The organism is Shewanella acanthi (genome assembly GCF_019457475.1).
GTDB lineage: Bacteria > Pseudomonadota > Gammaproteobacteria > Enterobacterales > Shewanellaceae > Shewanella > Shewanella acanthi.
Genome location: NZ_CP080413.1, coordinates 3736202 through 3750903, shown reverse-complemented (window position 1 = coordinate 3750903; position 14702 = coordinate 3736202). Strand labels below are relative to the sequence as shown.

Below are 14702 nucleotides of genomic sequence, written 5' to 3'. Positions count from 1 at the left end.
CTTAAGTGAACAGCGGCACATGATACGTGCTTTTTATTGATTTTGACAGAATATGTCATAAAAAAGCACACCCTAAGGTGTGCTTAATCCGAGGCCGAAACGTCTATTTATAGAGGGCTGTTTTCGATGGTTATTTTTTAGGTAACTCATCTTCCCAGCAAATTTGTCCGCCACGAATGCCATCTACTCGTGCACTAAAGGCTTTTTCGAGGACGTGACGTTTAATTTTAAGCGTTGGTGTTAGCACGTCATTTTCAATCGTCCAAGGCTCTTTAACGACGACAATCGCATCTACATGTTCGTGGGATTCTAAATGCGGGTTGACGCTCCCTAAAGTGGTCTTAAGCGAGGTGCGAACTTCTTCGCGGGCCTGCAGGTTTGCGCCTTCAGATAGCTGAACTAGGGCGATAGGATGGGGCAGCCCTGATCCAATCACACATATTAGTTCGACATGGGGATCTTGGGCGAGTTTTCGCTCAATAGGCACTGGTGCCACATACTTACCCTTAGCGGTTTTGAAGTTGTCCTTCACCCGGCCAGTAATCGTAATGTAGCCATCCTCATCGATAGAGCACAAATCGCCGGTATGAAAAAAACCATCTAGATCGAATGCGGCCGCAGTGGCTTCTGGCTGTTGATAATAACCCGTCATCAGGCCAGGGCTCTTAATGAGCAGTTCGCCATCTTCGCCTTGACGAACATAGCAATCCTGAATCGGACGACCGACAGTACCAATTTTGGCTGCGTTAAAGGGATGGTTAATCAAGGAATAGGCACAGTTTTCAGTCATTCCCCAGGCTTCACTAATATCTAAGCCGATACTGTGGTACCACTGGATAAGCGAAGGTGGAATGGGGGCTGAACCAGACCCTAACACGCGGCATTGACTGAGGCCTAACCCCTTGTGGATCTTACGTTTTACTAAGTGGCTAATCAGTGGGATTTTAAGTAGCAGATTGAGTTTACCTAGTCCAATCTTGTCGATGATATTCTTCTGGAACAGACTCCATAGGCGTGGCACGGAGAAGAAGAAAGTGGGTTGGGCTCGTTGTACGTCGGTCACAAAGGAATCTAAGCTTTCGACAAAGGCAACGGTGGCACCCGCATAGAATGAAGAGCCTTCAATGGCGACACGTTCGGTAATATGCGCAAGCGGTAAGTAGGAGAGAAGTCGATCGTTGCCGTTGGTTTGTAGGTCGCGCACCACTGCATTGCAGGTCCAAGAGAAACTCGCAAAGGTTTGAATTGCGCCCTTAGGTTGACCCGTCGAGCCTGAGGTATAGATCAAGGTCATGGTTTGATCCGGTGTTGGCATCGGCGTTTCTAAAAGAGGATGACCCATTTTTAGTAGCTGATCCCACTGATATTGAGCGGGCATAGTGTCGTAGGGCATAGCAAGGCGCAGTAATTCGCCACCGACGCCCGCTTCCTGTTCCGCCCAATGGTCGAGTTTACCTAAGAAAATGGCTTTAGCACCGCTGTGCTGTAACACATAGCGAATGGTATCGGTATTGGCTGTGGGGTAAATTGGAACGCTGATATAGCCGCCGTACATGAGGGCTAAATCGGTAATAAACCATTCGGCGCAGTTTTTAGAAAGGATGGCAATTTTATCGCCGGGCTCTAGTCCCAAATGTCTTAACGTACCTGCGAGTTGCTGGACTTTCTCTAGTACCTCATTCCAAGTGTAATCTTGAAATTGGCCTTGAATGGGTTGGCGTAGGTAGACTCTATCCCTATGAGTCTTCGCCCAGTGAAAAAGCATCTCAACCGGTGTCTTAATTACTGTTTCCATTGGTAATTCCCTGTTCATTATTGTTATTTTAACCCCATCACATAAGGTTTTCAGTATGGCGAGTTTCGTGAGACCGCGCAAATAGTTTGCAAGAATGTAAAACTTTTCAAATCAGTCCATCGAGACTAGGCCTTGAGTATGAAATAAAGATGAAGTTTAAGTCAGGTCAGAGCAGGGCTGTGAATAGTCACAAAAATAAAAAAGGCGCCATTGGCGCCTTTGAATACGAGTGTATTAGGGCTTACAGCTCCATTACACCGTCCATTTCAACTAACGAATCCTTAGGTAATTGCTTCACACCAATCGCCGCGCGGGCAGGGTAAGGTTGGCTGAAGTAGCGGCTCATAATTTCGTTCACTTTGGCAAAGTGACTTAAATCAGTCAGGAAGATATTCAGTTTAACGATATCGTTTATAGTGCCGCCAGCCGCAGTACAAACCGCAGTCAAGTTTTCAAATACTTGCACCACTTGGGCTTCAAAATCATCGCTAACGATTTGCATTGTGCTTGGCACTAGCGGAATTTGACCCGATAAATACACAGTATTACCCACTTTTACAGCCTGTGAGTAAGTGCCAATTGCCGCAGGGGCCTTTTCCGTCGCGATAATGATTTTTTCTGCCATGAAACTCTCTCTACTGAATACGTTATTAATAAATTAACGGTTACGGGATGTGCGTAACACTTCGGGCAGTACCCTAATGCGCCGCATCACGTTAGCTAAATGGATCCTGTCCTTCACCGAAATACGCAGGTTGATTAGGTAAACCCTGCCATCGCGTTCCTCGGTGCTGAGGTTATGAATGTTTGAGCCTTCGGCGGCAATGATCGAGGTAATCTTAGCGAGTGCGCCCTGATGGTTAACAATCTCAACCCGTAAATTAGCTTGATACTCGACGCCTTCAACATTGTCCCACTGTACGGGAATATACTTGTCCGGCTCGCCTTGATAGCCACGGATGTTAGCACAGTTTTCCATGTGCACCACAAGGCCCTTGCCTTGGCTCACGTGGGCTATCACCGCATCGCCAGGGATGGGACGACAGCAGTTAGCGAAGGTCACTAGCATACCTTCGGCGCCACGGATTGGCATAAGGTGAGAATCACGGCTCTCTTGGTTTTCGATATTATCGCCGATTAAACGCTGGGCGATAACGATGCTCATGGCATTACCAAGGCCAATATCCGTGAGCAGCGAGTTAAAGGTCGTATGTTTGGTATCGCGCACAACCTTATCGATTTGTTCCTGCGCAATACTATCGAGTTTGGTCTTGCCTAATGCATGGTTAAGTAGGCGGCGACCTAGTGCAATGGCATCGTCTGCCTTTAAGCTCTTGAGTACTTGGCGGATTTTGGAGCGCGCCTTACCTGTTACTACAAAGTTGAGCCAAGCCGCATTGGGGCGTGCGCCTTTTGCGGTAATAATTTCAACGGTTTGGCCCGAAATTAATGGCTGACTTAAGGGGTAAGCTTGGCGGTTAACGCGGGCACCGACACAGGTATTGCCGACGTCGGTATGCACTTCGTAGGCAAAGTCGACTGCGGTGGCGTTAACCGGTAATTCTAAAATGCGGCCTTCGGGGGTGAATACATAAATCTCCTCTGGGAAGAGTTCTGTCTTCACGTTTTCCACGAATTCGAAGGAGGTGCTGGCGCTTTGTTGTAGCTCCAATAGGCTTTGCATCCACTTGCGGGCACGGACTTGCGTTGTTGTGCCTTGACCATCGGCGCCGCCTTTGTATGCCCAGTGGGCTGCAACCCCTTTGTCGGCCATTTGATCCATATCTTCAGTACGAATTTGGATCTCAACGGGAACGCCGTGGGGGCCGAATAGCGAAGTATGTAGCGACTGATAGCCGTTGGCCTTGGGGATAGCAATGTAATCTTTGAAGCGGCCAGGGCGCGGTTTATATAAACCATGCATAGCGCCGAGTACGCGGTAGCAAGTGTCGATGGAGTCAACGATGACGCGAAAGGCGTAGATATCCATTACCTCTTGGAACTGAAGTTCCTTACTCTGCATCTTGTTGTAAATGGAGTAGAGGTTTTTCTCGCGGCCTTTGACCTTCCCCTTAATGCCTGCATCGTTTAAGCGGGTGAGGACTGCCCCCTCAATGCCCTGGATGAGTTCCTTACGATTACCTCGTGCAGCTTTTACGACTTCCTTTAACACGCGATAACGCATCGGATAATAGGCTTGAAAGCCTAAATCCTCTAATTCAGTCTTGATGTTATGAATACCAAGACGGTTAGCAATTGGAGCGTAAATATCGAGAGTTTCACGGGCAATGCGGCGACGTTTGTCGGGGCGTAATGCACCTAAGGTGCGCATGTTGTGGGTACGATCGGCAAGCTTGATGAGAATAACGCGGATATCCTGCGTCATCGCCATCATCATTTTACGGAAGTTTTCTGCTTGGGCTTCTTTCTTATCGCGAAATTTGAGCTTGTCGAGCTTAGACACACCTTCGACCAACTCTGCCACGGATTCGCCAAATTGCTCGGCCAAATCTTCTTTGGTGACATAGGTATCTTCGATGGTGTCGTGCAACAGCGCCGCCATCAGCGTCTCATGGTCGAGACGCATCTCGGCGAGGATGCGGGCAACCGCAACCGGATGGGTAATATAAGGTTCGCCGCTGGTGCGCATTTGCCCTTCGTGGGCATCACGCGCAACGAGGTAAGCCTGCTTGAGCAATTCTACCTGTTCAGGCTCTAAATAACCGGAAGCAGACTCCTTTAGACCTTCAAACAGATACAAGTGGCTGCTCTCCTTAGTTACCCGAACTGGTGTGACTCAATATGACTTAGAGTGAACGGCCTTCAGCAATGGCTGCAACCGCTGCGATTTCAGCAGCTTCGCGCTCACGTACTGATTGACGCTCGTCGGCATCTAGCGTGTGAGCGTTGACTAAACCCAGTTCGATTTCACGCAGAGCGATAACCGTTGGCTTATCGTTCATCTCTTCAACCATTGGGTCTTTACCTTGGACGGCGATTTGGCGAGCACGACGCGCTGCAACCAGGATCATATCAAAACGGTTGCCGATTTGTTCTACGGCGTCTTCTACAGTTACGCGAGCCATGTGTTAAAACTCCAGTTTATCTAGGGAAAAAATGACGCAAAATTGTACACTAAGGCAGTTATCCTGCCAACAGATCGTTAAGCATATCATTTTGCGCGTGGATCTGACTAGCACCCGTTAAGCGTTGGCTGCGAATGATCGCGCGCAGATCGCTAAGTGCCTTTTCAAAATCGTCATTGACGATAATAAAATCATATTCTTTATAGTGTGACATTTCTGACACCGCCTGTGCCATACGGCTGGCGATCACATCAACACTGTCTTGACCTCGGCCGGTGAGACGGCGCTCTAACTCTTCTTTTGAAGGCGGCAGAATAAACACGCCTACGGCTTCAGGCATCACAGCTTTGACTTGCTGGGCTCCTTGCCAGTCGATATCCAGAAATACATCGATACCTTGGGTTAATGTATGCTCAATCACATGGCGCGAAGTGCCATAGTAGTTACCGAACACTTCGGCCCATTCGAAAAAGGCATTTTGCTCGATCAGCGCTTTAAATTCTTCAACATTAACAAAATGGTAGTGCTGACCATTCACTTCGCCAGGGCGAGGCGCACGGGTAGTGTGCGACACTGAAACCTGCATATCGGCAGGTTTGTCTTTTAGCAGCGCCGAAATGAGTGATGATTTACCAGCACCACTTGGGGCTGAAACGATAAATAAATTTCCGCGTGCGGTCATGAGCTAGATATCCAGATTGTTAACGCAAGAAGGGCCCAGAAAGCCGTGCATTATACAGATTTTGACCTTAAAAACGCTAGGGATAGTTGTTTGGCAATTGTAGCTTATTTATTTTTTGTTGAAGTCGAATGTCCTTAATCGAATATTTCTGGTTTGAGTACTGGGCTCGTGGTTTATTGAAGTTCGAACAACGAGTCATTTCATCACCACGACACAAGATTTAAGCCTGATTTAGTTTTCAATGAATATTATCGGCATTTTTATTTGTCTGATGCCTTACGGCACTGACAATTGCGCTCAAATTCGTTACGCTCGTCTGCAGACGACATAGAGAGTCGTCATTGCGCTAAGATTACTCAACTATAAAGGAAGGGTCGTGCTGTTAAAATCTCTTTTCTGCCTTCATGGGCGTGATTCCCGTTCCCGTTTTATCGCCATCAGTGTTGGCGTGTATCTGTCCATTGGCCTAGCTGCAGCTGCATTCGGGGCTAATTTCTTGCTGTTTTTATGCGCCTTGTTAGGTGCGCCCTTGCTCACGTTATCGGCATTGCGCCGTCTCAGCGATGCTAATAAACCTAAAGTCTTGGTTGCAGCTCTCGTGTTGCCATTGGTATTGATACTTGCCTTGCTTGTGGTGGGTGCGCCGCCAATTATTTCAGCTCTTGGATTTATTCTTGCAATGGGAGCGACCTTTTGGGGCTGGCGCTTTGCCTCGCCAACGCTCGTAGATTATCAGTTTGGTTACTATGGCCCAGCACTAAATGCACCAGTGTCGCAGACGGTTCCTCGCCGTCGTGTTGAACCCGTAATTGCTTCTAAAATGGCTGCAAAGGATGATGCAAGCACTGTGGTTGCCGTACCTAGCCAAGATGCCGAAGTTCTTCCTGTAATGGGTTCCTTTGAGCCAGAAAAGGCAGCAGAACTTACGGCTGAATTAAGCCCTGCTGACAAAAAGAATGAGGCTCGTGCTGAGCCGGTATTTGCTTCAGCCAATGACGCAAAATTAGCTGCGCTGCGTGAAGATGAATTACGGTTCGATGAACTGACACGTCTTACCCAAAATCCAGCCGCTTTTGTGGTCGAGGATGCTTTACTTGAGCCCCAAGCCGATTTTCGTCAGGCGCACATAAGTCGTGTCGAAGAGACTCGGATTGAAATTGCCGAAGTAGATCTGGATAAGGTCGACCTCGAAGCTGCCAATTTCAGACGTGCACCTTTAGACCCCGCCGAACAGAGTGACGAGCCCGTTTGGCGTATCGATGCCGAAGTAGAGCCGAGCGAATTTACTGCTGGTGAGCAAGCTGAAGATATGCGTCGCCGCCGTGAAGTGGCCAAGGAATCGGGTTCAATGACTGAACTTTTCCGTGGTCTATTGGAGTTTATCGCACCTTACCGTCGTTACTTCAAATTGCCCAAAATCCCTGCATTACCCAAGCGTCTGTGGCGCCCTGTTAGTGCGGCTTTTGGCGCGATGCTGGTTGTGGTTTTGGTATGGGGGCTATGGCCTGAAGGCAGTGACGATGTTGCGCCAACCATTGCGGCTGTGCCTGTAGCACCAGAGAGCAGTGGTAACCGCGTTACCATAGAGATGCCTGATGGTTTCTCGGTGGCGCTAGAGCAGGATGTCTTAATCCTGCGTTGGTTAGGAGAGCGCGGTAAGGTAAAAAATCTTTGGTCTATTGCTACCGCAAAGGGTGATAGCAGCTGTGGCGCCTTAGTCTTTAATAATGGAACAACATATCGCACTGTTACTGTGGATTTACACTCGGATTCTGCAACTGAGGCGCGTTTTTCGCCGTTGGATACTGCCGATATTATCACCGACCTTGCCCGCCGTGGCAGCATAGGTTTGTGTGGCTACAAATTCAGTCTCAAGGGCAGTCAGGCAGTGTTGGAGCCTAATCGTGCCTTTGGTCGTTACTTGGCGCGTTAGTTGATGCTAAGTAATGTAAGTTAAAGTAACTAGGCTAATTAAAGTAACTACGCTAGTCAGGTTAAGAGGAGTAGATTACACTTTTGCTCCTCTTTTTTATTACCGAATGCCGACTTATTTTTGCATTCGTTGTGGAAGACAACCGTCACAACATAAACCCCAGATGAATACAGATTTGACTTTAGTCATCATGGCAGCAGGCCTAGGTCGTCGTTTCGGTGGCGATAAGCAACTTGCACCGCTTGGCCCTGCGGGTGAGCCTATGTTGGTGTTATCCATTCGCTCTGCTATCGCCTGTGGCTTTACGCGGACGGTTATTGTCATTCGTCCCGAATTAGAGATGCAGTTCTCAGTTGTATTAGCGTATTTTATCCCAAATGCGAAGGTGCACTTTTGCTATCAGTCGATGATGGATGTACCAGAAGGTTGCGGTGGCTTGGTTGGCTTACAACGCACTAAACCTTGGGGAACGGCCCACGCCCTATGGAGTGCAAGGCACTTAGTGTCGGGGCCTATGGCGGTGATCAATGCCGATGATTTTTATGGAGAAGGGGCTTTTGCACGTTTAGCTGCTGGACTTAAGACAAGCCCGAATGAGTGGATGATGGTTGCCTACCCAATAGCTTTAACTTTGAGTGAGCATGGTGGGGTGAATCGCGGAGTCTGCCAAGTTGCCGATAATCGTCTGCAGTCCGTACAAGAGTGGCTAAATATCCATTGGCGAAATAATGAATTAGTGGGTGAAGGACCGAAGGAAATGACGCGACTCGATGCGCACTCTTTGGTGTCTATGACCTGTTGGGGCTTCTCCCCAAGCATATTTGATGTTATTAAACGTGAATTAGCGGCATTTATCGGACAACAGGGGCCGCAATCCCAAGCCGAATGTTATTTACCTGCAGTGGTGCAGGCGGCAATAGAGCAGGGCGAGCCCGTATCTGTTAGTGTGGCCAGCGAGCCTTGGCTCGGTGTGACCTATCCAAAGGATACTGTCTGGGTAAAACAGCAATTATTGGAGTTATTGGGTGATTAACCTCATCAGGCAGTCGGTGTTGCCGCACTTTGGAATTGAGGCTGAGGAGGCAAAAATCTCCGCCTTAGGTAATGGACATATCAATGACACCCTTTTGGTGCGTTGGCCCGCGGGTGAGCTGGTATTACAGCGTATTAACACCCAAGTGTTTAAGACTCCGCAGGCATTGGTCAGTAATGCCGACAAAATCAGTCATCACCTTTGCACCAAGGCGCTGGCGCAACAATATGGTTTGCAGGTGATAAGCCCATGCCTAACCCAAGAGGGTGAGCTGGCAATCGATTTAGGTGACAAAGGATTTTGGAGGGCGATTAGTTACTTGCCCCATAGTCTGAGTATCGAGGTTGTAAAATCTGAAGCCGAGGCCGAAATGGCTGCCAAGGCGTTTGGGCATTTCGCCTGCGCCTTAAGTGATTTTGATGCGACTCAGCTTGAGGATGTAATCCCTCAGTTCCATCATCTTCCAGGTCGTATGGCCATGTTAAAGGAGGCTGTTGCTAAGGACCGTGCCAATCGCCTCGCGAGTTGTCGTGAGTGGGTTGATTTTGCGTTTTCCCAGCAAAGTCTGCTCGATGAGCTGGCCGAAGTATCGCCCCAGTTACCACTACGCATTTGCCATAACGACACTAAAATCAATAATATGCTTTTCGATAAGCGGGATATGTCTAGCATGGCGGTGATCGACCTCGATACCTGCATGAAGGGTCATTTAATGTATGACTTTGGCGATATGGTCAGAACTTTCTGCTCGCCAGAGGCTGAAGACTCAACTGCGCTGGATAACGTGAAGGTGCGCCAGTCCATCTTTGCGGCCATTTGCCGCGGTTATTTGAGTGAATTAGGTGACACTCTAACGGCGATTGAAAAGGACAGTTTGTGGTTAGGTGCACGGGTGATTTGCCTGATGATTGGAGTGCGTTTTTTAACGGATTACCTTAACGGCGATGTGTATTTCCATGTTCATCGTGAAGGCCATAATCTGGACCGCGCAGCCAATCAATTTACCCTATATCAGAGCCTGCTCGATCAGCAAGTACAGCTTAAAGCCTGTTTTTAATTTATCGCACTTAACTTGCTTGGTTAATGCCTTCGATTTAATGCCCCAACTCAGTTTGGGGCGTTTTGTTTTTAGCAAATTTCCACCATAATCAGTGCCTCAATCACCCCGAAACCTAATATGGAATTGTGTTTGGCATGGGCTCCCTTGTTGTACCTACGGACTTAACTTATTCGCGTCGCAGCGCGCGTAATCTATGGCTAAGATGCACGCTTCGCCGTTCGCAGCAGGAAGCGGTTGCCTCATCAATGATGACGGCGACCAGCGATAACTTCTTCAATGCCTATGCTATTTTCCTCGGCGCGAGTCTCGCGCAAATGGGCTTTGTGACTGGATTACCACAACTTTTCGGCGCATTTTCGCAGTTAATCTCCGTCTGGTTAGCCAGCCATTTTGCCCGCCGCACTTTTATCGTGCTCTGCGCCGCCCTGCAGGCGGTGGTAGTACTCGCCATGGGGGCATTAGCCGCCTTTAAACCCGAACAAGTCGTCTGGTACTTTATTGCCTTAGCCGTCGGTTACCATGGATTTTTGAATCTGATCCAACCCCATTGGCGGGCTTGGATGGGCTCGATTGTCCCTGAGCGCCGCCGCGGTGCTTTTTTTGCTGCGCGTACCCGACTGACAATGGGCGCATCGCTTAGCGTGTTCTTTATCGGCGGCGGTATTCTGACCTATACCGACTCGCTACAAATGGCTTGGCTGGGTTTTACCTTGCTCTTTTCAATTGCGGCCATGGGGCGGTTTGTCTCAGCATGGCTATTACTGCAAATGCACGACCCCGATCCAAGGGAGCCGAAACAGCGGGGTGTTTTTGTTCAATCCATCAGTCACTTTCGCGAAGCATGGAAGGATAAAACCTTTCGCCAGTACAGCTTATTCGTCGCCGGTATGCAGGCCATGGTGGCGATTTCGGCGCCGTTTTTTGCAGTGTATATGTTGGAAGATTTAAAATTTACTTACATCGAATTTGTCGTGGCGAGTGTCGCATCGATTGCGACTCAGTTTGTTACCCTGAGATTCTGGGGGCGCTTTAGCGATCAATTCGGTAATCGCTTAGTCATGATCATTACCAGTTGTATGATCCCAAGCTTGCCGCTGCTGTGGCTGTTTTCGGATAACTATCTGTATATATTGCTGATCCAAGCTTTTTCAGGCCTTGCGTGGAGTGGCTTTACCCTAAGCACGGCTAACTATTTATACGATATTCGTCCTTTTCGCAGTGACTTTGCGACCTATGCGGCACTGCAGGCGGCGTTGAGCGCGGGATTGGTGTTTTGTGGTGCTATGTTGGGTGGCGCTATTGCCTCCCATGCGGCGGCGTTTTTGCTATGGTCAGGTTGGAATACTTGGTTAAGCAGCCCGATTTTTGTGGTGTTTTTGGTATCGACCTTTCTGCGGGCCTTGGTCACCCTGTGGTTTATTCCACGTTCGGTCGAACCCAAAGTGCGCCCTAGGCCGCAGCTACTGCAGCTTATCTTCCGTATTCGCGGATTTAATGCGATATCAGGTGTGAGCCTCGATTGGTTAACTGTGGTGAAGCGTCGAAATAACCCTGATTAGCTTTACTATCCGTTAGGCTTTTAAAGCTTATAATCGAAGAACTTACGTTTATCTATGCCTGCGACATTCGCACTGATTTTGTTGGGATGTTTATATTCATCCCAACTTGCTACGTTACGGCCAATATTTAGATGCGGAAAATCATCACGTTGCTTAGCTGGCGCCAACCCCATAAAGCTTAATAACTCACCGAGTGCGCCAGGTTTGCTCACATCGATACTTAAAAAGTTAGTTTGTCCAGCAAAGAACGCAAACACCTCGGTTTTATGGCGCTGATAGCACTCGATTAAATGCATCTCCTCCTGCACATGCTCCATTTTTCCAACGCCGAAGGTATGGCGAAAACTGCGCTTCATAATCGGATGAAAGCGACCGTTTTTTTCATCGAGGTGTGGCAGCATACGACTCAGTAACATCTGCATCGATGGTACCCAAGTGGTTAATTCGCGGTCCAAGTATACAAATTGCGCGGTTGGGAAGATATTGGCTAATTGCCGATAATCACTAAAGCAGGGCGCATCGGATATCGCATCCGCAAGGTAAAACGCTTCCTTGGTAAAGGCCATGTGCGCCACTTTTAAGCCTTGCTCTAATAACGCAACGCTCACGCTTGTGGTACCCGTACGAGGCAGGCCTATGATGATGACTTTAGTCTGGTTGTTTTGGGGGGATGACATAGGGATGCAAAACCTAAATGAAGTCGAGCGTGAGCCAAGCCCGATGATATATGAAGATAAATACCCGCGCAGTATATCGCACAGTGCCTTGGGTTTCTCTATCATCTTAAAGTGCAGAGTAAAATTCGCGCTCTATCTCCATTTGGCTTAGTATCTCACCCTTGATTATTTATTTTCGTACATTCAGGTTGCTTGGCTTACTAACTTTAGCGCAAAGAAAGTCGGTCTTTTGGGGATAATTATGTCGTACTCAAATCAAACACAGCCATCAGCTACACCTTATGCGTGGGTGTTATTTGATGCTGATGAAACCCTGTTTCACTTTGATGCCTTTGCAGGTCTTAAGTTAATGTTCGAGGGCTTTGGTATCGATTTTACCCAAGCGGATTTCGACGAGTTTCAACTGGTGAATAAACCCCTGTGGGTCGATTACCAAGACGGCAAAATTACTGCTGCAGAGTTACAGACCATTCGATTTACCGCTTGGTCTGTAAAGTTAGGTGTGACGCCACAATCGCTAAATAGCGCTTATTTAGCTGCGATGGCACAGATTTGTGTGCCGCTACCTGGCGTGCCTGATCTGCTAGCCGCACTTCAAGGTAAGGCCAAATTAGGCATTATCACCAATGGCTTTACTGAATTACAGCAAGTGCGATTAGAGCGAACTGGCCTCAAGCATCATTTTGATATCTTAGTGATTTCGGAATTAGTTGGCGTAGCTAAACCCGATGTGGGGATCTTTGAACATGCCCTTGAGCTAATGGGAAATCCCTCGAGGGAGAAAGTGTTAATGGTCGGCGATAACCTACACTCAGATATCCAAGGTGGACTCAATGCGGGATTCCACACCTGTTGGTACAATGTGCAAGGCCACGCTGCCCCTGTCGGTATTCGCCCACACTTTCAAGTTGGCTCCCATCAAGAGTTACAACAGAAATTGTTTTCTATGCTGTAGTCTCGTTGTTGGAATCGCTCTGTTGAATTAGCTGGATAGGCATATATAGCGAATAGAAAATAGCCCTTTTAACAAGGGCTATTTTGTTGAGAAGATTACTCTACGTTTTGGATCTGTTCACGCATCTGCTCGATTAACACCTTAAGCTCTACTGCGGCGGCGGTAATTTCGGTGCTAATAGATTTAGAGGCGAGGGTGTTAGATTCGCGGTTAAATTCCTGCATCATAAAGTCGAGACGGCGACCTTCGCTGCCCCCTTTTTTGAGGATGCGACGGGCTTCGGCCACATGGGCTTCGAGTCTGTCCATCTCTTCGGCAACATCTTGTTTTTGTGCCAGTAACACCATCTCTTGCTCGATACGGGCTGGGTCGAGTTCACCTTGGATTTCGGCAAGACGTGAGGTGAGTTTCTCGCGCTGATACTCCATTACCTTAGGCATGTGCTCACGGACGATGGCAATTTGCTCACCCACGCCATCTAGGCGGCTTTGTAGCATGTCTTTGATTGCAGCGCCTTCGCGGCCGCGGGCCTCGATAAATTGGTCTACAGCGGCATCAAAAGCGGCCATCAATTCGGCGCCAATAGCATCCATATCCTGCTCTGAGCTTGCGAGCACACCTGGCCAACGAAGAATGTCGGTGAGGTTCACTTCGCCCTGTCCGACTTCCTGTTTGAGCCAGCTGGCGGCGTCGAGCAGTTGCTTGGCAAGATTCTGATTTAATTTTAGTTCGCTGTTGCTGTTGTCGGCTAATTCGTAACGCAGGTTAACTTCAACCTTGCCGCGACTGAGACGTTTACGCAGGCGGTCACGTAGAACGGGTTCGAAGCTACGAAATTGCTCGGGTAGACGTAGGTAGGTTTCGAGGTAACGCTGGTTAACTGAGCGAATTTCCCAAGAGGCAGTGCCCCATTGTGCTTTGTGCTCGATACGAGCGTAGGCTGTCATGCTTTGGATCATGGGTTGTCCTAATGGATTAATCGTCATAATAAGAAGCGATTATAGAGTCAATAGCTTAAGGATTAAAGGCATACGGTATCGCCTTGCCCGTTTTGGTCAGTTTGTTTGCGCTTATTAACCTGAGAATGACCCTAGGCATGGCATCCGCAGGCACAAATCCCTATAATATGTGGCTAAAATAGCTCAATGACTCAGAATACAGGAATCTCGCATGCGTCCAAGTAACAGAACGCCAGCACAAACCCGTCCAATCACTATTACCCGCCAGTTTACTGCTCATGCCGAAGGCTCTGTATTGGTTGAATTTGGCGAAACCAAAGTGCTTTGTACCGCCAGTTTTACTGAAGGTGTGCCGCGTTTCCTCAAAGGTCAAGGTCAGGGCTGGGTAACGGCAGAATACGGTATGTTACCGCGTTCAACCCACAGCCGTATGGACAGGGAGGCAGCCCGTGGTAAGCAATCTGGCCGTACCCAAGAAATTCAACGTCTTATCGGCCGTGCGCTCCGTGCTTGCGTTGATATGAAGGCGTTAGGTGAGAACACTATCGTTATCGATTGTGATGTCATCCAAGCCGATGGCGGTACGCGTACCGCGTCTATCACTGGTGCTTGTGTAGCATTAGTGGATGCGCTGAATTGGGCGCGTGGCAAGGGCATTATCAAGTCTAACCCACTGAAATTCCTCATCGCTGCTGTCAGCGTGGGTATCTACAACGGTGAGGCTATCAGCGACTTAGAATATGTTGAAGACAGTGCTGCTGAAACCGACATGAACGTGGTCATGACTGAAACCGGTAAGATTATCGAGATCCAAGGCACTGCTGAAGGTGAGCCTTTCAGCCACGAAGAATTAATTGAGCTACTTGGTTTAGCCAAGAACAGCATTCGTGAAATCGTCGATGTACAGAAAGCTGCATTGAATTAATTTTCTTTAAAAGCCCCGTAATGGGGCTTTTTATTGCT

13 protein-coding genes are annotated in these 14702 nt (G+C 48.4%); 6 read left to right on the top strand and 7 right to left on the bottom strand.

The genetic code is table 11. The annotated features are described in order from the left end of the window. Positions 1-130: 130 nt before the first annotated feature. The 5 genes from K0H61_RS16070 to gmk all read right to left on the bottom strand — a co-directional run bounded on the left by K0H61_RS16070 (position 131) and on the right by gmk (position 5563). Positions 131-1795: an AMP-binding protein gene (locus tag K0H61_RS16070; RefSeq protein ID WP_220050470.1), complete on the bottom strand. Its 1665-nt coding sequence runs from the start codon at positions 1793-1795 to the stop codon at positions 131-133. A gap of 241 nt (positions 1796-2036) precedes the next feature. After that, on the bottom strand, positions 2037-2420 hold the full coding sequence (locus K0H61_RS16065; RefSeq protein ID WP_220050469.1) for a RidA family protein: 384 nt from the start codon (positions 2418-2420) through the stop codon (positions 2037-2039). A gap of 33 nt (positions 2421-2453) precedes the next feature. Next, positions 2454-4556, bottom strand: coding sequence for a bifunctional GTP diphosphokinase/guanosine-3',5'-bis pyrophosphate 3'-pyrophosphohydrolase (gene spoT / locus K0H61_RS16060; protein ID WP_220050468.1), 2103 nt, complete (start codon positions 4554-4556; stop codon positions 2454-2456). Positions 4557-4602: 46 nt separating this feature from the next. Next, positions 4603-4881 carry a DNA-directed RNA polymerase subunit omega gene (gene rpoZ, locus K0H61_RS16055; RefSeq protein ID WP_011624339.1) on the bottom strand — a complete coding sequence of 93 codons (279 nt, stop codon included), beginning with the start codon at positions 4879-4881 and terminating at the stop codon, positions 4603-4605. A 58-nt stretch (positions 4882-4939) separates the two neighbouring features. Then, positions 4940-5563, bottom strand: coding sequence for a guanylate kinase (gmk, locus tag K0H61_RS16050; protein WP_220050467.1), 624 nt, complete (start codon positions 5561-5563; stop codon positions 4940-4942). 376 nt (positions 5564-5939) lie between these two features. Here gmk and K0H61_RS16045 point away from each other — a divergent pair, with 376 nt between their 5' ends. The 4 genes from K0H61_RS16045 (at position 5940) to K0H61_RS16030 (ending at position 11148) form a co-directional block, all read left to right on the top strand. Then, on the top strand, positions 5940-7496 hold the full coding sequence (locus tag K0H61_RS16045) for a hypothetical protein (protein ID WP_220050466.1): 1557 nt from the start codon (positions 5940-5942) through the stop codon (positions 7494-7496). Positions 7497-7659: 163 nt separating this feature from the next. Then, entirely contained in the window at positions 7660-8529 is an 870-nt protein-coding gene (locus K0H61_RS16040) for a nucleotidyltransferase family protein (protein WP_220050465.1), read from the top strand. Beyond that, entirely contained in the window at positions 8522-9586 is a 1065-nt protein-coding gene (locus K0H61_RS16035; protein WP_220050464.1) for an aminoglycoside phosphotransferase family protein, read from the top strand. The genes K0H61_RS16040 and K0H61_RS16035 overlap by 8 nt, the downstream gene beginning before the upstream one ends. A gap of 137 nt (positions 9587-9723) precedes the next feature. After that, the gene (locus K0H61_RS16030) at positions 9724-11148 is read left to right on the top strand and encodes an MFS transporter (protein WP_220050463.1); all 1425 of its coding nucleotides are present in this window, start codon (positions 9724-9726) and stop codon (positions 11146-11148) included. Between the two features lie 20 nt (positions 11149-11168). Here the strand turns inward: K0H61_RS16030 and K0H61_RS16025 are convergent, their stop codons facing one another. Further along, positions 11169-11825, bottom strand: a complete 657-nt coding sequence (locus tag K0H61_RS16025; protein WP_258405968.1) for a sulfotransferase — start codon at positions 11823-11825, stop codon at positions 11169-11171. Between the two features lie 241 nt (positions 11826-12066). Here K0H61_RS16025 and yjjG point away from each other — a divergent pair, with 241 nt between their 5' ends. Then, positions 12067-12780, top strand: coding sequence for a pyrimidine 5'-nucleotidase (gene yjjG, locus K0H61_RS16020; RefSeq protein WP_220050461.1), 714 nt, complete (start codon positions 12067-12069; stop codon positions 12778-12780). A gap of 95 nt (positions 12781-12875) precedes the next feature. Here yjjG and K0H61_RS16015 read toward each other — a convergent pair whose 3' ends face one another. Continuing rightward, entirely contained in the window at positions 12876-13739 is an 864-nt protein-coding gene (locus K0H61_RS16015) for a YicC/YloC family endoribonuclease (protein WP_220050460.1), read from the bottom strand. 211 nt (positions 13740-13950) lie between these two features. Here K0H61_RS16015 and rph point away from each other — a divergent pair, with 211 nt between their 5' ends. Continuing rightward, complete coding sequence (gene rph / locus K0H61_RS16010) at positions 13951-14664, top strand: ribonuclease PH (protein WP_011624329.1); 714 nt, start codon at positions 13951-13953, stop codon at positions 14662-14664. The last annotated feature ends 38 nt before the right edge of the window (positions 14665-14702 follow it).